25 protein-coding genes, 1 tRNA gene and 2 pseudogenes are annotated in these 26461 nt (G+C 60.4%); 18 read left to right on the top strand and 10 right to left on the bottom strand.

Annotated elements, in window-relative coordinates; translation table 11 throughout:
• From AB7G19_RS22530 to AB7G19_RS22480, 11 genes are all read left to right on the top strand, one after another.
• A complete protein-coding gene (locus AB7G19_RS22530) occupies positions 1–384 on the top strand; it encodes a RidA family protein (RefSeq protein ID WP_441268125.1) in 384 nt (127 codons plus the stop codon).
• Between the two features lie 340 nt (positions 385–724).
• Positions 725–1888, top strand: a complete 1164-nt coding sequence (locus AB7G19_RS22525; protein ID WP_166096524.1) for a PspA/IM30 family protein — start codon at positions 725–727, stop codon at positions 1886–1888.
• 10 nt (positions 1889–1898) lie between these two features.
• Positions 1899–2558, top strand: a complete 660-nt coding sequence (locus AB7G19_RS22520) for an OB-fold-containig protein (RefSeq protein WP_166096525.1) — start codon at positions 1899–1901, stop codon at positions 2556–2558.
• A 23-nt stretch (positions 2559–2581) separates the two neighbouring features.
• A complete protein-coding gene (locus AB7G19_RS22515) occupies positions 2582–4276 on the top strand; it encodes a flotillin family protein (RefSeq protein ID WP_441268124.1) in 1695 nt (564 codons plus the stop codon).
• 210 nt (positions 4277–4486) lie between these two features.
• Positions 4487–4855, top strand: a complete 369-nt coding sequence (locus AB7G19_RS22510) for a hypothetical protein (RefSeq protein ID WP_354175623.1) — start codon at positions 4487–4489, stop codon at positions 4853–4855.
• 132 nt (positions 4856–4987) lie between these two features.
• Positions 4988–5062, top strand: a tRNA-Asn gene (locus AB7G19_RS22505).
• A 390-nt stretch (positions 5063–5452) separates the two neighbouring features.
• Positions 5453–5692: a helix-turn-helix transcriptional regulator gene (locus AB7G19_RS22500; RefSeq protein ID WP_441268123.1), complete on the top strand. Its 240-nt coding sequence runs from the start codon at positions 5453–5455 to the stop codon at positions 5690–5692.
• Complete coding sequence (locus tag AB7G19_RS22495) at positions 5689–6333, top strand: DNA N-6-adenine-methyltransferase (protein WP_441268122.1); 645 nt, start codon at positions 5689–5691, stop codon at positions 6331–6333. Before AB7G19_RS22500 ends, AB7G19_RS22495 begins: the two co-directional genes overlap by 4 nt.
• Positions 6260–7336 carry a DUF7146 domain-containing protein gene (locus AB7G19_RS22490; protein WP_441268121.1) on the top strand — a complete coding sequence of 359 codons (1077 nt, stop codon included), beginning with the start codon at positions 6260–6262 and terminating at the stop codon, positions 7334–7336. The genes AB7G19_RS22495 and AB7G19_RS22490 overlap by 74 nt, the downstream gene beginning before the upstream one ends.
• The gene (locus AB7G19_RS22485; protein WP_441268120.1) at positions 7336–8541 is read left to right on the top strand and encodes an AAA family ATPase; all 1206 of its coding nucleotides are present in this window, start codon (positions 7336–7338) and stop codon (positions 8539–8541) included. Before AB7G19_RS22490 ends, AB7G19_RS22485 begins: the two co-directional genes overlap by 1 nt.
• Positions 8542–9375: 834 nt before the next feature.
• Positions 9376–9807: a hypothetical protein gene (locus AB7G19_RS22480; RefSeq protein WP_441268119.1), complete on the top strand. Its 432-nt coding sequence runs from the start codon at positions 9376–9378 to the stop codon at positions 9805–9807.
• Between the two features lie 217 nt (positions 9808–10024).
• Here the strand turns inward: AB7G19_RS22480 and AB7G19_RS22475 are convergent, their stop codons facing one another.
• Positions 10025–10549, bottom strand: coding sequence for a hypothetical protein (locus AB7G19_RS22475; protein WP_441268118.1), 525 nt, complete (start codon positions 10547–10549; stop codon positions 10025–10027).
• A gap of 675 nt (positions 10550–11224) precedes the next feature.
• On the opposite strand from AB7G19_RS22475, the gene AB7G19_RS22470 reads away from it, so the two are divergent.
• The 3 genes from AB7G19_RS22470 (at position 11225) to AB7G19_RS22460 (ending at position 13597) form a co-directional block, all read left to right on the top strand.
• On the top strand, positions 11225–12196 hold the full coding sequence (locus AB7G19_RS22470; protein ID WP_441268117.1) for an MBL fold metallo-hydrolase: 972 nt from the start codon (positions 11225–11227) through the stop codon (positions 12194–12196).
• Between the two features lie 60 nt (positions 12197–12256).
• Positions 12257–12694, top strand: a complete 438-nt coding sequence (locus AB7G19_RS22465) for a DsrE family protein (RefSeq protein ID WP_441268116.1) — start codon at positions 12257–12259, stop codon at positions 12692–12694.
• Positions 12695–12829: 135 nt separating this feature from the next.
• Positions 12830–13597, top strand: coding sequence for an HD domain-containing protein (locus AB7G19_RS22460; protein WP_441268115.1), 768 nt, complete (start codon positions 12830–12832; stop codon positions 13595–13597).
• 234 nt (positions 13598–13831) lie between these two features.
• Here the strand turns inward: AB7G19_RS22460 and AB7G19_RS22455 are convergent, their stop codons facing one another.
• The 6 genes and pseudogenes from AB7G19_RS22455 to AB7G19_RS22430 all read right to left on the bottom strand — a co-directional run bounded on the left by AB7G19_RS22455 (position 13832) and on the right by AB7G19_RS22430 (position 19311).
• Positions 13832–14788, bottom strand: a complete 957-nt coding sequence (locus AB7G19_RS22455) for an NADP-dependent oxidoreductase (RefSeq protein ID WP_441268833.1) — start codon at positions 14786–14788, stop codon at positions 13832–13834.
• A 144-nt stretch (positions 14789–14932) separates the two neighbouring features.
• On the bottom strand, positions 14933–15367 hold the full coding sequence (locus AB7G19_RS22450) for a cupin domain-containing protein (RefSeq protein WP_354100441.1): 435 nt from the start codon (positions 15365–15367) through the stop codon (positions 14933–14935).
• Between the two features lie 41 nt (positions 15368–15408).
• Positions 15409–16100 (bottom strand): annotated as a pseudogene (locus AB7G19_RS22445) (glutathione S-transferase family protein).
• Between the two features lie 26 nt (positions 16101–16126).
• Entirely contained in the window at positions 16127–17365 is a 1239-nt protein-coding gene (locus tag AB7G19_RS22440) for an MFS transporter (protein ID WP_441268114.1), read from the bottom strand.
• A gap of 83 nt (positions 17366–17448) precedes the next feature.
• On the bottom strand, positions 17449–18090 hold the full coding sequence (locus AB7G19_RS22435) for an HD domain-containing protein (RefSeq protein WP_441268113.1): 642 nt from the start codon (positions 18088–18090) through the stop codon (positions 17449–17451).
• Between the two features lie 210 nt (positions 18091–18300).
• Complete coding sequence (locus tag AB7G19_RS22430; RefSeq protein WP_441268112.1) at positions 18301–19311, bottom strand: RES family NAD+ phosphorylase; 1011 nt, start codon at positions 19309–19311, stop codon at positions 18301–18303.
• A gap of 242 nt (positions 19312–19553) precedes the next feature.
• Here AB7G19_RS22430 and pdxR point away from each other — a divergent pair, with 242 nt between their 5' ends.
• Positions 19554–20957, top strand: a complete 1404-nt coding sequence (gene pdxR, locus AB7G19_RS22425) for a MocR-like pyridoxine biosynthesis transcription factor PdxR (protein WP_441268111.1) — start codon at positions 19554–19556, stop codon at positions 20955–20957.
• Between the two features lie 484 nt (positions 20958–21441).
• Here pdxR and AB7G19_RS22420 read toward each other — a convergent pair whose 3' ends face one another.
• Both AB7G19_RS22420 and AB7G19_RS22415 read right to left on the bottom strand, forming a co-directional pair.
• Positions 21442–22845, bottom strand: coding sequence for an FAD-binding oxidoreductase (locus tag AB7G19_RS22420; RefSeq protein ID WP_441268110.1), 1404 nt, complete (start codon positions 22843–22845; stop codon positions 21442–21444).
• Positions 22846–23210: 365 nt separating this feature from the next.
• The gene (locus AB7G19_RS22415) at positions 23211–23453 is read right to left on the bottom strand and encodes a hypothetical protein (protein ID WP_441268109.1); all 243 of its coding nucleotides are present in this window, start codon (positions 23451–23453) and stop codon (positions 23211–23213) included.
• Positions 23454–23697: 244 nt separating this feature from the next.
• On the opposite strand from AB7G19_RS22415, the gene AB7G19_RS22410 reads away from it, so the two are divergent.
• Positions 23698–24195 (top strand): hypothetical protein, encoded by a 498-nt coding sequence (locus AB7G19_RS22410; RefSeq protein ID WP_441268108.1) that lies wholly within the window; start codon positions 23698–23700, stop codon positions 24193–24195.
• 12 nt (positions 24196–24207) lie between these two features.
• Here the strand turns inward: AB7G19_RS22410 and AB7G19_RS22405 are convergent, their stop codons facing one another.
• Complete coding sequence (locus AB7G19_RS22405) at positions 24208–24729, bottom strand: hypothetical protein (protein WP_441268107.1); 522 nt, start codon at positions 24727–24729, stop codon at positions 24208–24210.
• Positions 24730–24866: 137 nt separating this feature from the next.
• On the opposite strand from AB7G19_RS22405, the gene AB7G19_RS22400 reads away from it, so the two are divergent.
• Positions 24867–25715 (top strand): hypothetical protein, encoded by an 849-nt coding sequence (locus AB7G19_RS22400; RefSeq protein WP_441268106.1) that lies wholly within the window; start codon positions 24867–24869, stop codon positions 25713–25715.
• A 163-nt stretch (positions 25716–25878) separates the two neighbouring features.
• A pseudogene (locus AB7G19_RS22395) lies at positions 25879–26166 on the top strand (transposase); the annotation flags it as partial.
• Positions 26167–26461: the final 295 nt, after the last annotated feature.

The raw sequence follows: 26461 nt of genomic DNA, 5'->3' as shown, positions 1-26461 counted from the left end.
GTGAAATTCCACATGATCAGCGGCGGACCGAAGCCGGTCGCGCCCTTCAGCCACGCCGTCGAGACCGACGGGTTTGTCTTCGTCACCGGCCAGATGCCGGACACGCCGCAGGCGCCGGGTGTGCTGCCCGACGGCATAGAGGCGCAGACGCGGGCCGTGATGGAGAATTTGAAGGTGGTGCTCGCCGACCTCGATCTCGGCCTCGAGCACGTCGTGATGACGCGGATCTATCTGACGCGTTTCAAGGAAGACTACGCCTCAATGAACGAGACCTATCGCAGCTTCTTCGCACCGGATCGTTTGCCGGCTCGCACGTGTGTCGGCGTCACCGGGCTCGCCTATGATGCGCTGATCGAGATCGACCTGGTGTGCCGGCGGCCGTGAGCTCGGCTTTCGCAGCCCGGTCGCTGCGGCACGAACTGATGCGCAGCAGAGCCGGGGCCCATGCCACAGCTACGGTGCGGCTTTCCGGGTCCCGGCTTGGCGCCGTAACGTTCCACGTTGCAACGCGGCCGGGACACGAGAGTAGCAGTCGCCAAACGCTCCCTCCACTTCGTCTTAAATTGCAACCCGCGCGTGCAAGAAGTCTTGATCGGCCGTGATCTAGGGATGATCAACCGCCTTGAACGCGTCGCCTGCGGCCGACGACTAACCCACAGAGTGCATGAGGGTCAGGGGAACGTGATCGTACTTCCTCTTCCTAAAGCACCAAAATGGTGCTTTAGTGCTTTCCATGAGCCCGTCGTCCCGAAACGCGCCATCCGCGCTGCGTTACAGGCTTGCCCCTGACCCGGCCGCCAAGGCCGCCATGGAGGCGACGTTCCAGGCCTATGACCGCATGATGGAGATCCTGGACGAGGTCGCGCGGAGCCATAACGTCGGATCGAACGTCGTCCTGCTCCATGCCCATGCCTATGAGTCGATCCGGAAACAGACCGCGCTGCCCTCGCGCCTGGTGACGCTGGGCCTGCGCGACCGCGCCGATTATCGCGCCGCGCAGGGCCGCCGCCTGCCGCTCGACGACAAGCTCGCCAAGATCAAGGGCCCCGCCACCATTTCGATTGCAACCGTGGAAGGGCGCTTCAGCGTTCCCTTCGACTATGCCGGCTATGCCGAGGGTTGGGGGCAGAGCGCTCCCGCGCACCTCATCCGCACCGACGACGGTTTCGAAGTTCACTACGGTGTCACGCCGAACAATCTGCCAGAGGAGGAGAACGCTATGGATACCATCGCTGCCGCCCCCGACAACTTCCTGTCCCGGGTCGGGCGCCTGATCGCCGGGATCGCCTATGACGCGATCGAGCAGGCGGAGGGGAAGAACAAGCTGAACGTGGTTGGCCAAGCCATCCGCGAGATCGAGCGCGCGGAGAGCGAAGCGCGCGATGCGCTCGCGGCCGCGCGCGCCGAGGAATACCGTCTCAACGCGCGCCGCACCGAGATCGAACGCGAGATGACCGATCTCACGCCCAAGATCGAGGGCGCGATCGCGGATAGCCGCGACGATCTCGCCTGCGCCGGCATCGCGCGTCAGATAGACCTCGAGGCGCAGTTCGAGGTGCTCTCCCGGGCCATCGATGAGAACAACGAGAAGATCGAACAGTGCGTGACGTCGCTGCGCGCCGTGCTGTCAGCATTGCAAGATGCCGAGCAGCGCCGCGCCGATCTCGAAAAGAGCGAGGCTCACGCAAGCCATCAGGCCTCGACGTCGCCCCGGAAGTCCGGTGGTGCCTCGGCGGCAGCGAAGGCCTTGCGCGCGGGCAGGGCGGTGGCGCGCGCCACCGGCGTTCCGGCAGCGATCCCGTATTCAAGCGACATCGACGAGCTCAGCACGTTGCATCGCGACAAGGAGATTGCAGCGAGGCTGGCGCGGTTGAAGTCGCGCTCCTGAGTAATGTGTCATGAGCGCTCTGCTCGAACATGTGATGTCGCCGGAGGTCAGGCCGTTCGCGATCGCGGCGGCCATGATCCTCATCGTCGGCTCGATCGAGGTGGTCTCGATGCTGGTCGGGGCCTCGCTGAGCGAGATGCTCGGCACCAACATCGATTTTGGTCACCCCAGCGACAATGGCGTGATCAACGCCATTTCCTGGATCAATGTCGGCGGCGTGCCGCTGCTCATCTTCCTGCTGCTGCTGCTAGGCGCCTTCTCCATCACCGGCTTTCTGATCCAGGACATCGCGCGGATGGTGGCCGGTCCCTTGCCGGCGACGCTCGCCTCGGTCGGGGCGGTCGCCGTCTCGATTCCGCTCGTCCGCGCTACCAGCCGCGCCATCGCGCGGGTCATCCCCAAGGATGAAAGCTATGCCGTCGGTCTTGGCGATCTCGTCGGCCGCGTCGGCGAGGTCGTCATCGGCCCGCTCGATCAGGGGCCGCCCGGCCGCGTCAGCGTCGCCGATGTCCACGGCAACCGCCATTTCGTCTGGGCGGTCGCCGCACCGTCATCATCGCCCCTGCCGCAGGGAACTATGGTCCTGCTGGTCGATCGCGCCGGCACCCGCTTCGTGGCGGTGAAGGCCGACGATGAACTGAAACCTTCCAAGCCGACTCTAAGCAGCTAGCAAGCCATTTATTGGAGAAAGTCATGTTCGACATCGCAGTCCCGGCCATGATCGGCGTCGCGCTGATCGTTGTCCTCGGGATCGTCTTCACCATCCTCTATAAGCGCGCTACCCGCGACGAGGCCTTCGTACGCACCGGCCTCGGCGGCAAGAAGGTCGTGCTCGACGGCGGCGCCATGATCCTGCCGATCTTCCACTCCTATGCCAGCGTCAATCTGAAGACGCTGCGGCTCACCGTCGAGCGCAAGGAGCGGGAGTCCCTGATCACCAAGGACCGCCTGCGCGTCGACATCGTCGCCGAGTTCTACGTGCGCGTCCGTCCTGACGATGAGAGCATTGCGCTCGCGAGCCAGACGCTGGGCGCGCTGACGAATGACGCCGAAGCCCTGCGTAACCAGGTCGAGGCAAAATTCGTCGACGGCCTGCGTTCGGTGGCGGCCACCATGTCCATCCTGGAGTTGCAGGAGAAGCGCAGCGACTTCGTCAAGCATGTGCAGGCGACAGTGGAATCGGACGTGAAATCCAACGGTCTCGAGCTTGAATCGGTGTCGCTGACCAAGCTCGACCAGACCGACGTCAAATTCTTCAACCCGGAGAACTTCTTCGACGCCGAAGGTCTGACCCAGCTGAAGACCGTTACCGAGACGCGCCGGCGCGACCGCAACTCGATCGTGCGCGACAACGAGGTGGCGATTGCGCAAAAGGACCTCGAGGCGCGGCAGCAGACCCTGACCATCGAGCGCACCAAGAAGGAGGCCGAGCTTTCCCAGGAGCGGGACATCGCCAACAAGACCGCGAGCACCCGCGCCGAGGTGGCGACCGCAACCCAGACCGCGCGCCTGACCGAGGAGAACGCCCGCATCGACACCGACCGCGCCGTTGCCGAGAAGGAGGCCGGCGCCAAGCAGGTCAAGGAAACCGCGGTCATCGAGTCGGATCTGGCCATCAACAAGCGCAAGACCGACGCGCAGCGCGAAATCCAGATCGCCACGCAGGAGAACGAGATTCAGATCGCGGCTAAGAGCAAGCAGACCTCGGAAGCCGTCGCCGACGCCAAGACCGCCGAGGCGCTCGCCGTCTCCGCGGAAGAAAAGGTCGTGACCGCCCGCGCGGTCGAGGTCGCCGACCGTGCCCGTCTCACCCAGGTTCTCGCCGCGCGCACCGAGGCCGAGCGCAAGTCGACCGAGCTGATCGTCGCGGCCGAAGCCGAAAAGAAGGCCTCGCTCGATCGCGCCGAGGCCGTCAAGACGCTGGCCACCGCGGAAGCCGAGTCCAACAAGATCAAGGCTGTCGGCGTCAGGAATATCGGCGAGGCCGAAGCCGCCATCATCACGCTCAAGAACGAGGCGCAGAACAAGCTCGGCGCCAACGTCATCGACTTCGAGCTCGCCAAGAAGCGGATCGAGACCATGCCCTCAGCGCTGGCCGAGATGGTCAAGCCGATCGGCAATCTCAAGGACGTCCGCATCCTGCACACCGGCGGCGCGTTCGGCGGCAATGGCACCGGCGGCGGCAATGTCGGCTTCGGCGAAGGGCTTGCGGGCGAGCTCCTCAAGGTGCACGCGCTGCGTCCGATGATCGACGAGATCCTGCGCCAGAGCGGGTTTGCGCCGGGCGAGGATCCCGTGAAAGCGCTGGTCGGCGCCGTGACGGGAAAGAGCAACGGCGCCGCAGTGCCGGCGCCCGTGCCGGAGAAAACAAACGCCGCCGATCTATGAACGCCGGTTCATTGCTGCGGAGAATTCGAATCGATATGAACTGCCCGTGCGCGTCTCGCGTCGCGCACGCTCCGGAGCGTCGATCGATCGCGTGTTGAACCACTCGATCGCGCTCCGGGTGAATTCTTCGAGGCAACGCCATTTGTTGCCGCGGTGCCTGCGCGGATCGACGTCAGGCACCGGAGCCTCTTTCGATCGGGGGAATTTCACATGAAGTATTTTCTGTCCGGACTGATCGCGATCGGTCTTGCGATCGCCGTTACGCCGTCGTTCGCGGCCGACGCCCGCAATGTCACCGTCGTCAACGAGACCGGCTATGCCATCAAATTCCTGGGCTTCAACGCGCCGGACGACGGCCTGGACGAATGGGAGAACGAGCTCGACAAGGTTTTGCAGAACCAGGCGAGCACCTATGTCGAGTTCGAAGAGGACGACGAGGGATGTGTCTGGAACATCCGCGTCGACTGGCAGAACTATGACGAATCCGTGCTCTGGAAGAACGTCAACCTCTGCAAGATCACCGCGCTTCGGCTGCGGTACGACTCCGGAACCAAGACCACGTCCTTCGTCGCCGAATAGTTTGACCTGACGCGAGCCAGGGGAGGGCCGGCGGCCCTTCCTCGGCGCATTGTGCAAGATCGCGAATTCGTCCTTTGCAAGCGCAAGCGGCTTTGTTATACGCAGCCGCGCGCGAACGACTGGTTCGCCCTTTCCTCGGTAGCTCAGCGGTAGAGCATCCGACTGTTAATCGGATGGTCGCTGGTTCGAATCCAGCCCGGGGAGCCAATCAATCCGCTTTAAGTGATTGATTTTACTTCATTTTTCCAAATATAAAAAATCGCCTCCCCGCTTTCTCTCCCCGCTTTGATCCGAGGTTCGGCGAGTCGGGAAACTGAGCTGTGACGTACCGAACGACATCCCAACCGACTCAGACTGTAAAACCTGACGGGCCGATGAGCGCCCCGTCTATGGATCAAGTGCACGTCTGCGAAAAATAAAAAAGCAGTTTCTTACGGTTTTCGAATTGTCAATAGCGAACTTGTCGGCCATATTGGCACCACCTACGCGACTCAGTCGCAATCCGGACTGGCCTTTTGCCGGCGGGTATCGGTTTCCTCGACGCAGCCAAAGACCCTCAGGGGCTGGCACCGGCGTCTGACTGAAATCAACCTCTCCATGTCTACAAATCCGTCTGCCGGCGAGCCGTCGCTCGTTAGCATTAAGACCGCGTGCGAACTCACTTCGTTGAGCCGCACCATGATCAACCGCTATCGCGCGGAAGGCCGTTTTCCCTCGGCCGTGCCCTTAGGCGACCGGCGCGTCGCCTTCGTCAAATCTGAAGTCACGGAATGGATCGCCGCTCGCATCGCCGCGCGCGGTGCCAACGACAACACCGGCAAAACGGAGGCAGCGTGACTATCACCGAGTGGATCACACCCCGTCCTTATATTCATCTGGCGAAGTTGGTGATGGGCGATATCGACCTTGATCCGGCATCCAGTGAGGTCGCGCAGCGTAATGTGGGGGCGCAAAAATATTTAACGCGTGAACACGATGGGCTAACACAGCAATGGTTTGGACGCGTCTGGCTCAGCCCGCCAAACGGTCGCGGGGCGATGGCTGCCTTCACCGGCAAGGCCATCGAAGAATTCAAGGTGGGGCGGATCACGGAAGCGATTATACTTGTACCGAATAGTCTTGATACGGCTTGGGCGCATCGATTGATGACATTGGATATTCCGTTCACCTGCTTGCAGGGGCGCATCTGCTTTGAATCGCCAACTCGAAAAGGGACGACTCCCGCAAACGGGCAGGTCTTCTTTTATCTCGGTAATCAGCGCCAGAGGTTTATCGATAAGTTTAGACCGCTCGGCCCGACGTTAATGATGACAGGTGGCGGCGTTACCGACCCGCAGCCTAGCACGACTGGCCTTTGCCAGGTGCATCGCCCAACAGGGCAACCCCAATTAGGGGATTTCCACATTGCGAATATTAGCAATCCGACCCGGCCCACCGGGATCGACGACGCTTGCTCGTTTCGATCTCGAACTAAATGACCACCTGAAGCTCTTCAACCTGGGCCTTCGTCAGCGCGGCGATGAGCCTGCTCACGTCATCGCGCCCAATGCTTTCCAGCAGCGCGTCGCAGGCTTCTCTGCGTCCTTCAACAAGGCGCTTGCCGAACTCGCCTCAAGTCTCTTTTGGAGCTCAAGACCGATCATGTCTCAGTCGCTTAAAAGTATTGCTCATGCCCTCGGCGGGGACGCGGTGAGCAACAGGTATGTACTATGTCCCGGCCCCGGTCACAGCCGAAAGGACCGCAGCCTCAAGGTCAAGTTCAGGGCCGATGGCACATTCAGCGTCACCAGCTTCGCGGGCGATGATTGGCAACAGTGCAAAGACCACGTCCGCGAACGTCTCCACTTGCCGAATGACTGGCGGCGCGAGCCAACGAAGGGGCGCCCGGTAATCAGACTGAGCGAGCGGGACGACGATGAGCCTGCGCGGATTCGCAGTGCCCTGCAGCGGTGGGCGCGCGCCACCCCAATATCTGGAACGCTAGCGGAAGCCTACCTTTCGTCGCGTGGTCTGACATATAGCGGCGACGCCATCCGCTTCCGGACCAATGATCGCACGATGGTTGCGCTGATGACGGATGCCGTCACTAACGAACCCTGCGGCGCTCACGTCACATATCTCGACGGTGAAGGCCGCAAGATTGCGCGCAAGATGTACGGCAAGGCCAAGGGCGCGGTGGTGCGGCTGTCTGATGACACCGACGTTGAGTATGGCCTCGGCATCGGCGAGGGGCTTGAGACCTGCCTGGCTACGAGCTTTGCGCCAATCTGGGCGTGCCTGAGCGCTGGCACGATGTCGGCGTTCCCCTTGTTAGGTGGTGTCGAGTGCCTGACGGTGTTTGCTGACAACGATGCTTCCGGCACTGGCATTAAAGCCGCAAAGACTTGTGCGGAGCGGTGGCACGCTGCCGACCGCGAAGCAACTATCCGAATCCCTGTTGAAGTTGGTGTCGACTACGCCACCCGAAAGGAGGTGGCGTGATGGCCGCTCTACCGAAAATTCCAGAACATGTCTTTAAGTTCGAACCTGGCAAGAAAGCGCCGGAGATTCCCGCCAACGATAACAATATCCGCGGCAAACTTATCTTTCTGGGCGAGGACCGGCCTTATGTGCCGAAGCCGGAACTGGTGCGGGATACGATGCCGCGCAACGGCGTAGGCTTCTTCGGTGGTCAGTCGGGATCGTGGAAGACATTCTTTTCCATCCACGCCGCTACCTGCTTCATGACCGGAGAGCCTTTGGCTGGTCGCGATATCGAGCGTACCGGCGGCGTGGTCTACCTTGCGGCAGAGGGCGAAGGCACCATTGAGGGGCGACTGAAAGCGCGACGAACCAAGCTTAAGAAGCCGAATGCTGAGTTGCCATTCTATCTGCTCACGGGTATGGGCGCGATTGCGGATTCCAGCAGCTACAAGATCCTAGAAACCAGGCTCCGCGGCGCAGCCGACGACATGCGGAAGCGGTTCAATGTTCCGCTTGTTGCTTTCATCATCGATACCGTTGCCGCCGCCGGCATGATTGCGGAAGATAAAGAGAATGATCCTGGCGCGTGGCAAAAGGTGTTTGATGGGTTGCAGCCGATCGCATCGTGTCTGGATTGCGTCATCATCCTGGTTCATCACGCTGGCAAGAATGCATCTGCGGGACTGCGCGGTTCATCGAACGCGCGAGCCGGTGCTGACTTCGCCCTCATGTTGGCATGCGAGCGTGACGAGATTACCGGCGCGACCGGCCATCACTATCTGCACCTTGCGAAGAGCCGCGATGCACCCGAAGGACCGATCGCCGCGATCAAGGCTGAGCCTGTCGTCATCGGCAGTCGTCACGATGGCAGCCCGGTAACTACCCTTGTTCTCGAATTCAACACGAACGACCGGGAGCCACCGAAGAAGGCGCGCGCGACCAAGGCGGCCAAGCCGTTCCGCGAAGCCGTTGACGCAGTGCTGTCCGATAGCGGCGAGAATGTCCACGTGCGCGGCGAGTTCGACGCGCCGGTGGTAAGGGCCGCGCGGGTTGATTTGGTCCGTACCGAGTTCAACCTGCGTTACGTGACGGCGCAAGATGACGCCGTGCAAAGGTCTAACACCATGAGCAAGGGATTTAATCGGGAACTAAATCGAGCAGTAAATGCCAGTGAGTTCGCAACAGGGGCATGGGGCGGCAGGGAGTGGATATGGCGTCCCTAGCCGGAAGGACAAAAGGACAGCACAGGACATTTAGCAATTTGTCCTTTTGTCCCGAAAATGCCTAAGCCCGTCAGCGGTCCATGGTCAGAGGGCAACCACCACAAGTGGTTGTCCCCATGGTCCCGCGGATGGTGACGACGATCTGACAGGACAGGACACGTTCCTTATAGGTGTCCTGTCCTTTTGTCCCGAGCATATTGACCATCATGGCAACGGCCCAATTGAGATAATCCATGCACCACACAAACGACGACCAACCGCTTTCAGCCAACGAATTCACCGACCTTGCCGTCCGCCGGACTGGTGGGCATCAGCCGCGGCTAGGGGGGCCATTTCGATCTCCCCCACCGTGGGCCTTAACTTCCGGCCGCACACTCGCACGCTAAATCCCGCAGATTTCGAAGAAATTTTTGGCCTGTGACACAAACAAAAAACCTGCGGCATCGCGTCCGCAAGTGCCCATACCGGTATGGTGACGAACCGCCCGAGGGTTTGAAACCACCCCACCCAACACTCGATCGGCCCGCAGAGGCCGGCGAAACGAAAAGCCAGCAAATGGCCAGATCGGCACGTCAAGAGGACAATTATGAAACACGCGAACGACAACCGGCCGCTCTCGGCCAGCGACTTCACTGACCTTGCCGCCCGCCGCGCCTGGCTGACGTCAGCGCCAGCCACACACGCCGCTCACCACGAGCCGTCGACCTGCATAACCTAGCCGCCGCGGATGGCCGCGAACGACAATGAGCCTGATGAGGACGAGATCGAGCGCGGCGAGGCGCCACCGCTCAATATGGACAGGGAATTGATTGACGTCAGTGCTAAGCAGCTAATTTGGGCCCACGACAACAAACAGACGCGCTGGGTTGGCAACAAGCTGGTCAAGATCTGGATGGGCGCCGATGGATTGGCCCAGAAGAGCGCTTCGGCAAGGTGCGCACGCGCAAATCCGACAAAGCCGATGTCGAGAACTTTGATAGCGAGATGCCAGACGCGCAGAAGGAGCTAGATCGAGCCATGGACACCGAGAAGCTGCGTGCCAGAGCGGGTCATAAGGTCGCAAACATCTTGGACATGGCGGTGGGTGACAGCACGCTTGCCGAGATTGGCGAATTCCTTGGCGGGGGCGGGCAGTACGACCCGAATTGCAAAAAAGGAGGTGCGGGCAGCTGTGGCTGCGTTGAATGCGGTGTCAGAGGGAGACCAAGTGGCGGCGAAGGCCAGCCCATGGTGAACACAGATCATGCGCCCAATGAGAAGCACTAATCGCAGCGAGAGAGTAAACGACGCCCAACTTCCAAGCAGTGGCATGAGGACGACTCGCTGCCATAATTTGCCTTAATGGCGGTCCAGTTTTGGACATAGCGCAACAAAAAAAGCAGTGGGCTAGCAATGGTCCGTACCGGTGCTCCTAAAACTTCGACGATTTGGTCCGCAGAGGACGAAGAAAGGCTTGTGCAAATGAGAGAAAGCGGAGCCTCATTTAAGGACGTCGCAGCAGCGCTCGGCCGGAGCCAGGCGTCAGTCGAGGCTCGCTTTTCAATATTGAAGAAACGCGGCCAGTAGCGAGGCCGTCTGAATTATATGGCCGGTTTAGGCGAATTGCAGAAGCCTTCTCCTTCCTGATGCGGCAGGAGTCACTCCGGACTTGGACGAGCACAATATCCTCGATCTGGCTGTTGCGTTTGCCTCTGACACCGAACTGCACAACCCGTACCGGCGTCGGAGCGCCTCCATTTGATGGCTCGTTGGCCCTATGGCCGTGGGGCGGGTCGGTTTTCTTCCACAATCCGCCCGTGGCAACCGCCCCCCATTTTACTCGCATCTGCAATTCAAAAGTTGAGGTTAAATAGCGCAGGCCGAGGACAAAGGCTCTGTCATTAAAACTGAGGAGCATCATATGGATGGGTGGCTTGTACGGACTCATTGGATTTTGCGCTCTGAGCTCGCCGCTGTCGCGTGAAACGTCCAGTGCGCTGTCATAAATGAAGTCCGGCCATTGGATCATGGAGGAGCAACCTCGAGAGGTCGTCGGTTTAATTGTGGGTTGCCACTCACGATGATCATGCCATGTGAGTCTGATCCCGGGTTTAAGTGCGATCTCGAAAGACCCTCGAGAAGGAGCCAACTAGAAGCGGTACACTGACCATACAGCGATTGCGCGCCAACTCGGAAGCAGCACCTGCGGGACTGTGCCAGAGCTAAGTCCACGACGACAATGCAGAAGTCCAATAGCAGCTCCGTGGAATCGACTCACAAGCGGATCAAGACAAATGGTGTTACGCTTCATTACGTCACGGCCCGAGGTTGTGTGCATGCACGGGCGGTCCCAAAACCACCGTGGAGTTCCTCCCGAACATTGAGCGGCTCGGCGACGGATCTGCGCTTATCCCTCTGGATCTGCAAGGGTACGTCGACAACGACAAGGCTATGAGTATGAATCGAAGACCATTGCAGGAGACATGATTGTGGGACCGACAAGCGTGTTCAGCATGGCACGCCGACGACTGCGGCCCGAGCCACGCGGATCTCTTACATTCATCTGGAGTTAGCGGATCGCAAGTCATGGATCGCGCTGGCGCTGGGCGACAGCAGGTCAGGACCATTATTCACACCGCAAACAGCACGCGCGAGGTCGCATTGTGGCTCCCGGACCGTTTGCGGACATCCATAGGAGACACCCATGGCGACCCTCAACCAGCATATCATGTCGCGGCGCGGGTTCTGTCTGTGCTGCATGGCGGCGACCACAGTAGCGGCAACCAGCGGCTGGCTCTCGCCGCGACAGGCCTTCGCGGAAGCGCGCAATCTCGTGGACCTCATCCGTGACGACGCCGCCAAAGCGGCCATCAAAGTCCATAAGCTGCGCGACAATGTCAGCATCCTCGAGGGTTCTGGCGGCAATATAGCGGTCATGACGGGCACCGACGGCAAGGTGTTCATTGACGCCGGCATCACCGCATCCCGTCCGCGCATCCTAGAAGCTGCGAATAGTTTGAGCCGCGAGCCGATTTCGCACCTGATCAACACGCACTGGCACTTCGATCACACGGACGGAAATCAATGGCTGAATGCGGAAGGGGCAGCCATCATCGCCCATGAGAACACCCACAAGCATCTGCTAGTCGCCCAGAGAGTTGCGGACTGGGATTTCAACTTCCCGTCTCCTCCGCTATCGGCCGTTCCGACCGAAACCTTCTCGTCTGAGAAAGCCCTGAAGCTCAACCGGTCCACGCTTCTCCTTAAATATTACGGTCCCGCGCACACCGATAGCGACTTATCGGTGACGATCCCCGAAGCGGACATTTTTCATTGTGGCGATACCTACTGGAACGGCATCTATCCGTTCATCGACTATTCAACCGGCGGAAACATCGACGGGATGATCAAGGCGGCCGAGGCGAATATTGCCGCCGTAACCGACAAGACGATCGTCATCCCCGGGCACGGCAACCCCGTCAGCAACAAGGCTGAACTTTCGGCCTATCGCGACATGCTTGTCGCAATCCGGGACAATGTCGGCAAGCTCAAGCAGCAAGGCCGATCGCTCGATGACACGATCGCCGCCAAGCCGACCGCGGCGTTCGATGCGAAGTGGGGCCAGTTCCTCATCACCCCGGCGCTCTTCACCCGACTGGTTTACGAGGGAGTCTGACGGTCCTCTCGTATTATGGTCAATCACCCGTTCTTCTCTTCCAGTGAAAGGAGCATCGATATGTCCGCCTCCGAGAAGCCGCTCCACATCGATATTGCGGTGACGCTCAAGGACGTGAAGACAGTGTATAGCATCGGCGCGCTAACGTTCGAAGGCGATCTGCCGGCTTCCATTTTCCACCTTCAGCTCATCACCAACGACATCGCCCAATCGAACGCCGAATCGGAGGTTGTCGCCGTCTTCCACACGAATGCCGGCCACGTGACGCTGCACGATTTCGCCTACAACGCCGATCGAAACATCGGGACCGGCAATCCCTATAAGGATCTTGTGGCAGACCTGATGAAGCGCAATGTGCGCATCGAGCTATGCGGAGCGACTGCGAAGGCTCACAACTGGGGCAATGCCGATCTGCTCCCCGGCATCAAAGTCAATACGGATGCCATGGCGAGGACGACACAGCTCGTTCAGCAGGGATTCGTAAAGATTACGGAATAAGCGCGGCAGCGCGTCTTGCTTGCGATCTGAGGCCTGTCTTTTGGACTCGAACAGGCAAACTCCAATGGCCGATGCTGGGGCGAAAGCACGTTCTAGCCCAATACACGCCATCTCCGGCTACAGAAGGAGAACGCCATGAATGTTCGTGCCACTCTCAGCTGGGTCGCCCTCGCATTAGTGGTCGCCGGATCAGCCTGGGCACCAAACGGTCACGCCGAAACCGTAACGCCTAAAGTCGCTGAAGCGGTTCCGAACGCCGTCGATGAGGTTTCGGGGGTAAGAATTCCCGATAGCAAATTGGCGCGCGACGCAGCTCAGGTCATTCGCGATACCGAAAACGATTTGCTATTTCAGCACTCCATACGCGTTTATTATTGGGCTGCCTTGGCAGGAAAGCGCAGGGGTCTGACCTTTGACCCGGAACTTCTCTACGTGGCGACCATGTTCCATGATTATGGGCTGACGGCGGGCTATGGGGAAAGTCACCTGCGCTATGAAGTGGATGGCGCGAACGCCGCACGCGATTTTTTGCGGAGTCACGGCATTTCGGAAGCTGATAGCCAGAGCGTCTGGCTTGCGATCGCACTGCATACGACAAATGGAATTTCCCCGCATCTGTACCCCATTGCCGCACTTCTTGCCGAAGGAGCGAACATGGACCTTGTCGGCGCCGGCTATGACGACTTCACCGCCGCGCAGCGGAGCGCTGTCGAGACGGCTCATCCGCATCCGCCACAATTCGCGGAAGGCTTCCTGCAGGCGCTTTACGACAGCCTCAAGCACCGTCCTGAGACCACCCAAGGCACTGGCTTGGCCGATGTCTTGGCCTACAAGGACCCTGGTTTCCGTCGCAGGGACTTTAGCAATCTGATGCGGAAGTCGCGCTGGGCTGTCGGGCAATAGGCGAATCGATCCCTCAGCGGTCGGATACCCCACATGGAGTGCGACGACGCGCCCGGCGTCTGCCACCTCTTGGGTCGACGGCATGAAACCTGCGTTGAGGATCCAGCGCCAGCGGTGAGTGTGCAAGCAGAGCCCACAAAGCCAAAGCGTTCTCGGCCAAATGTTCCCGGTTCGCGCGGGAGCCGGCGGCACTCCCCACACCTGCTTGCCGCGACGCTCATCGTTAGCCCGAATTCAAGCGGGCGCGGTGACTTCGCCCGCGGCCTCTACGGTGAGAATGATTTTTCCTTTCGGCGGCGGTCGTCTGCCTTCCAACATCATGTGGGCGTCTCGCGCATCGGCTAGAGGGAGAACCGCACCGACGCGTGTTTTCAGTTCACCACGATCGATTAGTTCGCCAATTTTGCGCAGCCGCTCGGTGGTTACTTCCACCAAGAAGAAGGCCGCGGTGACGCCGCGGTGTTTTGCGCGGTCTTGATCAGGCTGGGACACGGCGGAGATCAGCTTGCCGCCCGGGCGAAGAACCTGAAACGAACGTGTTTGCGTCTCGCCCCCGACGAGATCGAGCACCGCGTCGGCATCATTGACCTCATCTTCGAACCGTTGCGTGTGATAGTCCACCACCTTGTCTGCACCGAGGGTCCGCACGTAATCGATGTCTTTGGTCCCCGCCGTCGCGATGCAGCGCAGGCGAGCACGACGAGCGAGCTGAACTGCGTAGGCTCCGACGTTCCCGGCAGCTCCATGGATGACGACCGTCTGGCCAGCTTCAAGGCGGGCTTGGTCGAACAGACCCTGCCAGGCCGTAACAGCGATGACGGGAACGGAAGCCGCTTCGACATAGCTAAGTGAGCTTGGTTTCTTCGCGAGCATTACAGCCGACGCCACCGCGTACTCGGCGTAAGCGCCAACAAACTGAGGGTTGGTCACGCCGAAAACCTGGTCTCCGGCTCCCAACTCGGAAATCCCGGAACCCAGAGCCGCGACTTCGCCAGACAGATCAGAGCCCAACGTGAGAGGAAGAGGTTGCGGCAACGCACTCTTGCCAGCCCTGATCCATCCGTCCCAGGGGCCGACCCCTGCGGCGTGAACTTTGACAAGGACTTCGCCTGGACCAGGGTCTGGCCGAGGACCCGTTTCGAAAATCATCGCTTCCGGCGGGCCGAACTCGTGCACGCGCCAGGCTTTCATCGTGGAGGGAGCTGGGCTCTGTGCCGCGTTGCCGACAAAGGTACTTGTCATCCTGGTCTCCTTATTGCCAACAATCTTTAGGTTCGGCTATTCGCCCAGTTGCAGTCCCGGACTCCACGGGCGCGATGCGATCGGCTCTGGGCACTATCGTGCGTCTGAATTCGGGTCTGGTATGGTCAGTGGCTGGTCCTCAGCATCGACGACGAAGACCGCCAGAAGACTCGCAGGGTCGGTCTCGCTGGCGTTTTCGCTCACCCGGTGATGCGCTCCAGGTTCTTCGTGGAAGCTCTCGCCCGCTTGGTAGACTTTGGCGGGCTCGGTGCCCACGACGCTTCGAATGGCGCCCGTAAGCACGTACGCGTAGATGAAGGCGGATTTTGCGTGATGGTGAGGCAGGGATTTCCCGCCGGGTGGATAGTTCACAACGACAGCGACCAATTTCTTTCCTGGGATGTTTGGGATCGCGTGCTGGAAAACCGGTTTTACCGTCTCAGGCTCGTGCGCATATCCAGCCGGCGCTCCTGCCAACGTCAAGCCAAGTACAGTGCAGAAGAGTGCGATTTTCGAAGAAGCTGGCATTTTCGTATCCTCATGTCCAAGAAGTTTGAACTCTCACTTGTTTACGGTCTTCGTGGAATAGTCAGCCCGCATTGCACAGCGGGACGTGCCAGGCCGCGTTCGAGCCAGGCTGGCACTTCCCGAAAATGTCGAATTCGACGAGTTCACGCGCCTCATAGAAGCCGATCAGGTTGCGCACCGAGCCAAGCATCGAAATGTCCGCGATGGTGTATTCATCGTCCATGATCCACTGCCGTCCGGCCAGACGCGCTTCCATCACGCCAAGCAGGCGTTTTGACTCAGCGACGTAACGCTGAAGTGGCCGCTTGTCCTCATACTCACGGCCGGCGAATTTGTTGAAGAAGCCGACTTGGCCGAACATGGGCCCGATCCCGCCCATCTGGAAATGCACCCACATGGTCTGATAACGGCGGGCCGCATTGACCGGCAAGAACTTGCCGGTCTTCTCCGCGAGGTATTGCAGGATCGCACCGGATTCGAACAAGGACAACGCCTCGCTGCCCGGGTCCATGATCGCCGGGATCTTGCCGTTAGGACTCAACGAGAGGAATTCCGGCGTGCGCTGGTCGTTCCGGTTGAAGTCGACCAGATGCGCCTCGTACGGCAGCCCGATCTCCTCCAACATCATCGAGACCTTGACGCCGTTGGGCGTCGGCAATGAATAAAGTTGCAAGCGGTTCGGGTGTTTGGCGGGCCAGCGTTGTGTGATCAGGAAGGCAGAAAGGTCTTTCATATCTCAACTCGTTCTTTCGAAGTGCTTCACCACCGGCGCAGCGGCCGGCCTTCGGCCGCGTCACCCTGCCGACCGCGATCCTCGCGGACGGCGCCAACCTCGACCTGACGTCCCGCTGTGCTAGCCAGCACTGTCAGCAGCGCGGCCAGGCTGAACCCCGCGGCCACCCAGCCGAGCCGCCCCACTGGGCCATCAGCGATGACCAGCGCGCCCACCGCCGCGCCCATGGCGCTGCCGAGATAGATAGCCGAAGAATTCAGGGAGAGGCCGACCGCGGCCAGAGTTGGAGCCAGCGCGACCAGCCGCGCCTGCTGCGCCGTAATCAAGCCCCAGCTGGCCAAGCCCCAAAGCAGGAGAGCCGGTAGCAGGGCCAGTAACGCGTGCGCCGGGCCAAGCGCGGCGCCTAGCGATAGGACAAGGTACGCCAAAAGGGTGAGCCCACAACCAACGATCACGGTGTAGCGCGCGCCCCAGTAGTCCGCGGCGGTGCCGCCGAGCTGGGTTCCAAGGGCACTGGCGACCCCGAATCCGAATAGCACCAGCGCCAGCCCCTGCGGCCCAATCCCAGCGACGCCGGCAAGGAAGACACTTAGATATGTGTAGACCGTGAATGTGCCGGCTACCGTCAGCACGCTGGTCGCTAGGACCGCAAGTATATCGGGGCGCCTGGTTAGTGCCAGGCGCTCGCCCAGACTCGCGGTGGTGCCGGGCACTTGCTTCGGCATTCCGAAAAGGATCCCGACGAGCGAGAGCGCCGCCAGCCCGCCCACGGCGAGAAAGGTGACGCGCCAGCCGAACCTCTGGCCAACCAGCACCCCGAGCGGCACGCCGGCGACGATTGCCAACGACAGGCCGTTGGTCACCATGGACAAAGCGCGGCCGCGCCGTTGCAGCCCGCCCGATGCGGCTGCATAACCGCTGGCCGCAGGCATAAAACTCGCGGCGGCGAAGGCCAATAGGAGCCGAGCCGCCAATAGCCCGGCGTAGTTCGGCGCGAGCGCTGCGAGTAGATTGGCAATGCTGAAGCCGGCAATCGCGAGGGCCAGCAGGCGGCGCCGCTCCAGCCTGGCTGTCAGCACTGCCATGACGGGAGCCCCGACGGCGTAAGCGAGGGAAAAGGCGGTGACTAGTTGGCCGGCGGCGGACAAGCCGACGTTTAGGTCTCGCGCGAGGGCAGGCAACAGCCCGGCGATCATGAAACCCTCGGTGCCGATCGAAAAGGCGCCGAGGGTTAACCAGAGGAGCGAGCTAAGCGAGTTAGACATCGATGCCATACCAAAAAGAGCGGTACTGATGAGTATGTGGTTTCCGCAACCGCCGTTTCAGGCAGACGAATGCCCACGACGGCTCAGCTATGCCAGGGAGTATTGCGGATGCGAGTGCACGCGTTCGGTTTGTGAAACGTGGGATCGTGATCTTCGATGTAATCGAAATTGACGGTACCGAACGTCGTCAAAGGCTTCTTTAAAGCGGAGCAAGTCTGAACTTGAATGAAATCATTTTTGAAATTATCACCGCGCGGAAATGCAGCGATCACCTGGTCGCGTTGCTCTGGCGTGTACTCATCATATCCAATCCCGACGACATCCACTAGAACCCCCGCGTTTGTGAGCGCGATTTCGGGCCGCATATATTGGGGGATACCGGGCGTGGTATGTAGGGCGATGGCTTCCCAAACCAGATCCGCATTCGGCTCGGGGATGCCGTGGCTTCGGAGAAATTCGCGCGCTGCGTCGGCGCCATCAACTTCAAATCGCTTTGTGTCGGTATGATAAGCGTCGACAAGCCCTAAATCGTGAAAAAGCGCTGCGACATAGAGCAGTTCAGAATCGAATTTGAGATTTTGGCGGACCCCCTTCATTGCGCCGAACGCAAACACTCGAACGGAGTGATTGAACAGCATCTCCGTTTCCTGTTGTCGCACCAGCTCAGTGGCCTCCCGAGCGATCTTGCTATCGGGAATCTTGATGCCAGAAAAAACGTCAGTCATTGTCGAACTCCTATTTCCTTGTTTGCGATCTGCACTGCGGCATTCACCGGGGTTGCAGGTCGCTAGTGACAGTGAATAAATGAGCTGCCCCTGGTCATAAAACAGTACCAAGATTGCCGAATTGGCTGTACCACCGCGCGGTGGTGGCCCTCCAGTCCAACGCGATCGTGCTAAATGACCGCGCGGCCGCACGGGCGCGCTTCTGCCCGCCTAAAAATCGATGCTATCCCGTTTTTTCCGACGATGCCGTTTCACCGTGAATTCCTCCGTGGCGAATTCGACGCGCTTTATGCGATGCACCTCGATGCATTCGGACACGATGCGGAGACTTGTGTCGCGCCGATCGGCATCCCGCGGGTCAAGAGGTATTGAGGCGAAGTCTGGCGATCCCGGCTCTTGCGCGTTCTGATCAACCTTGTGTAACGGTGGCACTTTCTCAAGCACCTCGTAATCTTCCTGCCAACCATCCTCGGCCCAGCGGCCCGTACTCACGCCGATCTCCGTTCCCTCGGGAACGTTCATGGCTTCGACACGGGCAGCCTTGTGAAAAAGGACGACGTTGAGAGCGTCTCCGGCGGTCTGCACCGACGGGAAAATAATGCCATCAATCGGCACCGAAGCTTCCGTCGCGAGAAAGTCGGCGATGGTCTGCGTTGCGAGGTATTCAAACGGTTCGTCATCGGGCATTGCCGGGCGCGTGATGCGCTCACTCAGCGACCGCAGGAACACGGCGTCCTCCGTCCTCCCGGCTAACCCGAAATCCAGAAGGCTTCCGGTGACGCGGATGTCACTGAGGGCGGTCAAATCGAGCAGTCGAAGCTTTCTGATGATCTTGAATTGAGCTACCAGGACGTGACTACCAACAGGCGGGCGGACCTCCGCAATAGCCGCTTTCTGATTGTTTGCGGCGTAGAAAACCGAGATACGACGCGCGTTAAGGGGACCGGCCGCCGTCAGGGGGGCTGGTGGCGAGCCGAGATGGATGTCCGGCCTGCCGAGGGCAGTTTCGAGTTTGTCGTCAGATCGAAAGACCCGAGCGCGATAGAGGGTATGAAAATCCGTTCCGGGACCCGCGTCCACCACGAGTGGACGGCCATCGCGCGTTTGCAACTCGCCAACACCACCGAAGATTGATGTGAGATGATTTGCCGCCGTGCGGCTGAAAAAGTGCGCCTCGGTTTTGAGTGAATTTTCGAAGCTGCGCCAATCCATGCGTGTCATCTGCGTTTTCCTTTGGGAGAAACGAGCCTCGCCAGGCGACGCCTTCGATCTGCGCAACCGGAGCACCAACCGCGACAAGCCGTGCGGGTGCCGGCTGCGCGGTTGGCGCTGCAATGGCTTTTTGTCGTCTGCTGCTGCGAGACCCGATCTATCGCTCTGGCCGTTGTTCAAGACGAATAGATGCGCTGCGCCCGGTCAAAAAAAAGTACCAAGATTGCCAACTTTGACTGTACCATCGCGCGATGGCTGCGTTTCCCATTCAACTCGATCGTGCCAGAAGGATTTCGCTGGCTGCCCAGATTTATTCGGCGATCCGAGAGGGCATCGAGAACGGGCGGCTCGCCTCGGGCGCGCGGTTGCCCTCTTGGCAAGATCTGGCCGCTCAGCTGGGCGTCTCGCGCGGCACCGTGCGTGTGGCCTACCAACGTCTCATCGCGGAGCAATTCGCGGTTGGTCTCGGGCCAGCAGGGACCCGTGTGGCCGAGCGGCAGCCCCGATCCTCAACGCACGACCGTTCGCCGGAAGCCCCGCTTCTGCCAGACCTCTTCTACGAGTTCGGAACCGCGCCGCTGGCATTTCAGATGGGCGTACCTTCGCAAGATGCCTTCCCGTTCAAGCTGTGGTCACGTATCGTCACTCGCGAGACCCGGTGGGCCGCGGCGGCGCCGGTGACGTATCCGGATCCGCGTGGCGATCCGGACCTGCGAAAGGAGGTGGCGGCTTACTTGGGGCTGGCCCGCGGCATTCGGTGCAGTGCCTCTCAGGTGCTCGTCACGGGCGGGTTCTCCGGGGCGCTCGGTCTGGCGATCCGAGGGCTTCAGCTTGGAGGGATAGGAGCCTGGATTGAGGATCCAGGCTTTCCGCTCACTCGCACCGCGCTCGGCTTGGCTGGCATGGCTGTGACAGCTGTCCCGGTCGATGCGGAAGGACTGGATGTCGCCGCTGGTGTCCAGAACGCCGCCGGAGCGGCACTGGCAGTCGTGACACCAGGCCAGCAGGCGCCGCTCGGGATGACGATGTCTCTGCCGCGGCGGTTTGCATTGCTCGCCTGGGCTCGGCAAAGCGACGCCTGGATCATCGAGGACGATTACCTGAGCGAACTGCAGCTGAACGGTCGGGCGGCGCCGGCTCTTGCATCGCTCGATCATGGGGGGCGGGTGCTGCACATCGGCAGTTTTAGCAAGACGATCAGCCCGGCGCTGCGCTTGGGTTTCATGGTCGTGCCGCCGGAACTGGGTCGTAGATTCGGTGAGCTCGCTGCTTGCTTGGCGCCGGCGCCAGCCGCAGCTGTGCAGCGCGCTGTGGCGAAATTCCTGCGGGAAGGGCACTATCTTCGCCATCTGCGTCGCATGAAGCGGCTTTACGCCGCCCGACGGGAGGCCCTGCTTCGTTGCCTCGGAGAGATGGCGTCAGACTCGATAAAGGTAAAAGCCACTGCCGGTCTGGCAGTTGTGCTCTCGCTTCCCGAGTATGCGTCAGACGTGGAAATCGCTTCACGCGCTCTACAACTCGGCATGGCGCCGGCTCCGCTGTCGCCGTGGTACATGCGGCCTTCCAGGCGGCAGGGGCTGCTGCTCGGCGTGACAAATCTCAATGAACGACGACTGAAGGCGGACTGTCGTCGGCTCTTGGAATTGGCGCGATAGCGCTGTGGACGCGACGCATGCTTGCCAAGAGTTCCGCGAAGAACCCATTGCGTCGTACTCCGACATTTGAAAAGAGCTCTATGAGCCCGCGCCCTCATAAAGCATTCGTGACGCCGGCATAGGCGTATTATCGCGTGTGGTCTTGAGTGACTTCAGCGGCTGCCGTTGTGTCCTGAAGCGCCTTTTAAGCAAATTCTTGAGAGGGCCGCCACTTGTTCTAATCCTGTTCTTATCCGATCTCTTTCATCGCCTACCCTCGCCATCAAAGACCTATTACGCAACACGCCTCGAGGCGGCGATGTTCGAATTGCGACTGCGCCGCTGCAGCAAAACTTTTCGTTACCGAAGGCGGATCGCCTCGTCCATGGGATTGGCGGCAGCAGCCGGGATATCTGCGCGCCTGGGCCCGGCCGAGACATCGGTGGCACCGGACATTATCTACGAATTGATCACGTCCGGCCCGGCCCGGTCGGCCATTGTCTAGTCAGGCGGCCGGTATCACGTTGTGATTGAGCCGGAACATGTTGGCCGGGTCGTAGGTCTTCTTGATGGACGCCAAGCGCTCGTAGCGCTCCGGGCCGTAAATCGCCGCGGCGTCGGCCGCCTCATCCGGCGCGAGGTTGTTCACCACCCGCCGGTCGCCCTGCCAGGGCTTCATGCCGTCGAGCAGCTCCGCGACCGACCTCTTGAGTTGCTGCTCCTGCGACAGCGGACCGGCCGAGACGCCGAGCAGGCTGTACGGCAGGCCCCTGGTCGCTACGGCGTTGGGCACCGCCGGCTCCCGGTCCCACGCCCCGCCCAGGGCACGCAGCTCGGCGATCACCAGGGTGGTCTCCGCGTCCGGACCGACGAGTTCGATCAGCTTGTCCTGCGCCTGCTCGGGGAACTCTCGCAGCATGATGGCCCGTTCGTAGTAGGGCACCGGTTCGGTCGGCTCGCTGTGGATCGACGCGACCTCGGTATACGGCATGTCCCGCAGGGTATCTAGGACTGCCGGAGCTACCGCCCGCAGCGGCTCTACCATCCGCTCGCCGTCCGCGGTCGTGCCGTTGTAGGCGATCCGCACCGCCACCAGAAACTTCCCGCGGACGGGCTCGGGCACTCCGGGCATCGAGGGCATCCGCATCACGGCGATCGACGTGACCATGGTCTCCGGGGTGCTCGGGTGCCAGTTGGTCCAGACTCGCAGGACATCGGCCGTCCGCTCACCGGTGAAGTAGATGCCGCCGCCGTAGAGGCGGGACACCGGGAACAGGTCGAATTCCAGGGCAGTGACCACTGCGAAGTTGCCCTTGCCGCCGCGAAGCGCCCAGAACAGGTCGGGTTCGGATTCCGCGTTGACGTGCCGCAGTTCGCCGTTCGCGGTGACCACGTCGAGTGAGCGCACGTGGTCGGCGGCGTAGCCGTGGGAGCGGCCGAGGGTCGGGCTGAGGCCGCCGCCCAGGGTGTAACCGGAGACTCCCACGGTGGGGTTCGACCCGTTAAGCGGAGCTAGTCCGGCCTTGGCCGCCTTCGCGACGACCTCGGACCATAGCACTCCGGCGCCGACCCGGGCCGTGCGGCCCGCCGCGTCGATCGTTATGTCGTTCATTCGACGGGTCGCGATCACGACGGCGCCGTGCGCCTGGCCGACTATCTGGTGGCCGGTGGTCTTCACCAGGACCGGCCGGCGCTGCCCGGCCGCGAAAGCAACGGCGGCCTGAACATCGGCCGCGCTCTCCGGCACCACGATCACCGCGGGCACCAACTCGTGATTCAAGTTCCAGACGGCGCGTTCGTGGTCGTATCCCGCGTCGTTCGGCAGTAGAACCGAACCCGCGACCGTGGCCAGGAGGGGCGCCGCATCCTCCGGCGATACCGGCGGCAGCGACCAATCGTCGAAAGCCATTACGTACATCCTATTACTGGCGCCATCCCCGGAGCCAAGACATCTCGGACGGATCCGAGAAGCCTCCGGCTTTCGCGATGACGGCTGCAGCGGGTGAGAACAGGGCAGGCACGTGGGAACCAAAGACGCGCTTCCCACGCGGCGATGGCTGGTAGGTGTGGCCGGCTCTGCTCATGAAACAGAACCAAGATTGGCGGGAATGATCGTACCATTGCGCCATGGCCGCTCTGCCTATCTATCTCGACCGCGCCGCAAGGACGCCGCTGGCGACGCAGATCTACCGGGCGGTCCGGGACGCCATCGACGGGGCCGGCTAACCACCACAAGCTGAGACCGATGCGTCAGACACCGATCGCGCGCTACAATCAGGAGCGCAACGCCATCCTGCTGTCGAGCGCTTCAAGCAATGGGCAACCGGCAAGGGCGTGGTTTTTCACGACGAGCTGCAGGCCGAGAACACGACGCACAAGCGCATCGCCGCTGTGCGGTCGCTGCCGATGGAGCTTCGGCGCAAGTCGAAGCGGTGGCTGGAGGAGCGGGGCCTCAAGGCGCGGGATGATGGCGATGTCGAAGTCGTGAGCTTGCTCGATAAGAAGCTTCGTCGACAAATTCGCCCACCAGCAAAAGCTGACGACCGATCCGTCAGGCGCCGATGAATCGAAATGTCACCGACGTAATTGCTCGCCGTCCTGGAAAATAAACAATATGTCCGTTGCGGTGCGCACGGTAAGGTGCCGGGCAAGCCAGGCAAATCATCCGCGCACGGCAGCACTTTGAAATCGCCGCCTGACTTCTGCCTTCCCTCTTGTACATCCCTTGATGCTAGATTAGCGGCAAGCTTTGCAAGGGGGCATGATGATGAGAGGCTTATTAGGTCTGTCCGTGTTGCTGTTGGCAATCGGCGTCAGGGCAGTTTTAGCAGAGGAGGTTGATGGCTTTCAGCTTGGGATGTCTACGGCAAAGGTCAGACAGCTTGCCATCGAGAAGGGTTATACCTTTAGCAAGCCGCAGGCGAGCAGCGGCAGGTGGGTCAATTACGTTCTTTTCGGTAACGGTTCGACTGGTCCCACGCTGTCGTTTTGCGATACGACTCTCAGCGCGGTGAGTTTGCAAAGGCCAAGCAGTCTCCATGAAATAGTGAGCACCATCAAAGATTGGAAGAGCGCGTATGGAGAGCCGGAAGTGCTGCCCACCATCATGTATCCCGAGGGCCAACAGTACAGCAACATCCAATTCCGATGGCTTGGGGAAGACAATAATCGGAGAGAAATTACGATTTCTCAGTATGGCCAACAGTCGATAGACATAACGTTCGGGTACTCCTACATCAAGCATCCTTGCCGACCTTGAGAATTGCCGCCTTTAGCCGATGTCATAGTGCTTGATGAACTCGATCCAGTAATTGTGCGCTCGACTAAACAGGCCGAGGTCGGAATAGGTATGCTCGCCGTCTTTGATAAACACGCCGTGCGCAGGAACCACGCGGCTTCTGCCATCATCAGAGACGTATAGTGAGACGCCCGGTGACCTGTACGACGACACGGACACATCGTTGTGCCTATCGAGGATGAAATGCTTTGATCCGTTTGCGAGTTGCTGACAAATGGCCAACTCGCGGCTTCGCTCTCTCAGCAACGAGGCAAGCGGCTCGGAACCCTTGGCGTCCGGGTTGGGGCTTTGCGCTCGAAACCGCTCGCGCAAGTCAGGAGTGGCGAAATTCCAAACCCAATCGCAAATGCTCCACGCTGTGACAGCACAGTTGAACGCTCTGTAGGACGCCACGACCTCCTGATCTGGGGGAAGCCCCAGTTGTTCGATCTCCCAGTCGAGTTTCGCCAGAAGATCGAGTGGTCGCTCTAGTCCAAGTCGCTTTCGGTCGGGCATCCGTCGCTCCAGTTTTGCTCCGACATTTTCCCGATGTGGGTGCTATAATCAATAAGTTGCGCCTCGCGGCTCTTGCACTTTTTTGCTGATTCGCCCCAATGCGTGTGCGTCGATCACAGGCCGGGGGGCTTCGCACGATGTTGGGCAAATACGCTCTTGGATATATCGTCATTTTTGAAAGCATCGATACCGTAAGTGCGATGCTTGACCACGCCGCCCGCAATCCTCCTCCTAAAACCGGCGACGCTATCAATCAGGTCACGCTCGCGATGCTGCGACAAGAAGCTCCGTTAGAGCGTTCGGTGGCCGAAAGAGCGAGGGATGTTCTGAACACGATCCTAGAAAGCATCGGCTCACACATGGCATTCCCGTCTGTAGCCGCGCAGGGAAAGCGGGTACTCGAAGCACTGCGAACTGCTCGCGGTCCTCAAGAGATTGGCCGCATGATCAATGATCTCAAAACCCGCCTGCGGGATGAACTTGAGGCCGCCGAGTTCTATTACGTACCGCCGAACCGCCTGCGCTATTATCGTGATGCAGCGATATTGATGAGCCAAAGCGTCAATACCTGTTTCCCCCACGCTGTTGACGACATCGAGGACGCATCCAAGTGCCTCGCACTCGGCCAAGGGACTTCTGCCGTCCTGCATGCCATGCGCATCATGGAGTGCGGTCTCAAGGCTGTGGGAGCCGCGCTAGGCGTTCCGCACTCGCCAAGTTGGGATGCGTGCTTGCGCAAAATCTCGGCTGAACTCGACAAGCCGCACAAGACCAAGAGCCGCAAGTGGAAGCGTGATGAGGCATTCTATCGCGACCTGAGCGGCGATTTGCTGACCGTCAAACAGGCATGGCGCAATCCGACAATGCACGTCGAACGGCGCTATTCGGCCGACGAAGCCGAGCAGATACTTTCAGCGGTAACGCGCTTCATGCAGCGCCTGGCGACGCACTTCAACGAAAAGCAACTGCAAAAGCTGCTCAAGTAGCCAGCGACAGCGAGCGACGAAGGTTTCTCCCCATCATGGGAAAAAACCGCGCGGAGCGTAAGGCGGGCGAGTTGTCGCGCAATCTGGAGAGTTCATCACTACTCGACCTTAACTGGAAAAGCCGGTCTCAGTGCTGCCGGTTGCTCTCCGCCGCGTCCGGGCAGGGCTCACGCCAAAGAAATATCAATCGGGAGAAAAGGACGTCACGGGCGGAATCACGCTGGCCGGCGATGAGACGGTGCGGACGGCCTTGTATGAAGCCGCCAACGTTCTGCTATCGCGCATCACGCGGTTCTCAAAACTCAAACGCTGGGGGATGGACGTCGCCAAGCGGAGAGGCTCGAAGCGCGCAAAGGTCGCCTTGGCACGCAAGCTCGCAGTGATCCTGCATCGGATCTGGGTCGATGGCACGACTTACCGATGGGCCGAAGCGGGCTCAATCGCAGCATAGAAGACGTGGAGGAGATCAAGAACGCAACCGGGATGAACTGAAGCCCGGTGCCCGAAGTCCCGTCGCCGGGACGGTGGATGCGGTGAAGCCGTTACACGCCCAGTGGCCGTCGTCCGACGAACCACGCGTATCTAGATAGGCTCACCGCTCCCTCTGACAGCATGATGTGGCGGCCAGGCGTCGACCACGAACAGAAGCATGAGCTCGGCGGCGTGGCGTTCACTCGGGAGGCTTGACATCATCGGGCCCATTACAGAAGGGCGCGTACTCATTAACTCGCAGATGTCCGATCTTT

Origin of the sequence: Bradyrhizobium sp. 215_C5_N1_1 (assembly GCF_052075935.1) — a bacterium.
GTDB classification, from domain to species: domain Bacteria; phylum Pseudomonadota; class Alphaproteobacteria; order Rhizobiales; family Xanthobacteraceae; genus Bradyrhizobium; species Bradyrhizobium barranii.
Note: the sequence above shows the minus strand (reverse complement) of the source record. Positions and strands in the feature narration are given on the sequence as shown.

Coding starts and splice junctions, on each gene's coding strand:
- AB7G19_RS22465 (WP_441268116.1), top strand. CDS start 12,257: ATGTCCGCCTCCGAGAAGCCGCTCCACATCGATATTGCGGTGACGCTC.
- AB7G19_RS22440 (WP_441268114.1), bottom strand. CDS start 17,365: ATGTCTAACTCGCTTAGCTCGCTCCTCTGGTTAACCCTCGGCGCCTTT.
- AB7G19_RS22470 (WP_441268117.1), top strand. CDS start 11,225: ATGGCGACCCTCAACCAGCATATCATGTCGCGGCGCGGGTTCTGTCTG.
- AB7G19_RS22460 (WP_441268115.1), top strand. CDS start 12,830: ATGAATGTTCGTGCCACTCTCAGCTGGGTCGCCCTCGCATTAGTGGTC.
- AB7G19_RS22510 (WP_354175623.1), top strand. CDS start 4,487: ATGAAGTATTTTCTGTCCGGACTGATCGCGATCGGTCTTGCGATCGCC.
- AB7G19_RS22420 (WP_441268110.1), bottom strand. CDS start 22,845: ATGGCTTTCGACGATTGGTCGCTGCCGCCGGTATCGCCGGAGGATGCG.
- pdxR (WP_441268111.1), top strand. CDS start 19,554: ATGGCTGCGTTTCCCATTCAACTCGATCGTGCCAGAAGGATTTCGCTG.
- AB7G19_RS22405 (WP_441268107.1), bottom strand. CDS start 24,729: ATGCCCGACCGAAAGCGACTTGGACTAGAGCGACCACTCGATCTTCTG.
- AB7G19_RS22520 (WP_166096525.1), top strand. CDS start 1,899: ATGAGCGCTCTGCTCGAACATGTGATGTCGCCGGAGGTCAGGCCGTTC.
- AB7G19_RS22500 (WP_441268123.1), top strand. CDS start 5,453: ATGTCTACAAATCCGTCTGCCGGCGAGCCGTCGCTCGTTAGCATTAAG.
- AB7G19_RS22435 (WP_441268113.1), bottom strand. CDS start 18,090: ATGACTGACGTTTTTTCTGGCATCAAGATTCCCGATAGCAAGATCGCT.
- AB7G19_RS22485 (WP_441268120.1), top strand. CDS start 7,336: ATGGCCGCTCTACCGAAAATTCCAGAACATGTCTTTAAGTTCGAACCT.
- AB7G19_RS22450 (WP_354100441.1), bottom strand. CDS start 15,367: ATGCCAGCTTCTTCGAAAATCGCACTCTTCTGCACTGTACTTGGCTTG.
- AB7G19_RS22475 (WP_441268118.1), bottom strand. CDS start 10,549: ATGATCCAATGGCCGGACTTCATTTATGACAGCGCACTGGACGTTTCA.
- AB7G19_RS22455 (WP_441268833.1), bottom strand. CDS start 14,788: ATGAAAGCCTGGCGCGTGCACGAGTTCGGCCCGCCGGAAGCGATGATT.
- AB7G19_RS22430 (WP_441268112.1), bottom strand. CDS start 19,311: ATGACACGCATGGATTGGCGCAGCTTCGAAAATTCACTCAAAACCGAG.
- AB7G19_RS22400 (WP_441268106.1), top strand. CDS start 24,867: ATGTTGGGCAAATACGCTCTTGGATATATCGTCATTTTTGAAAGCATC.
- AB7G19_RS22515 (WP_441268124.1), top strand. CDS start 2,582: ATGTTCGACATCGCAGTCCCGGCCATGATCGGCGTCGCGCTGATCGTT.
- AB7G19_RS22410 (WP_441268108.1), top strand. CDS start 23,698: ATGATGATGAGAGGCTTATTAGGTCTGTCCGTGTTGCTGTTGGCAATC.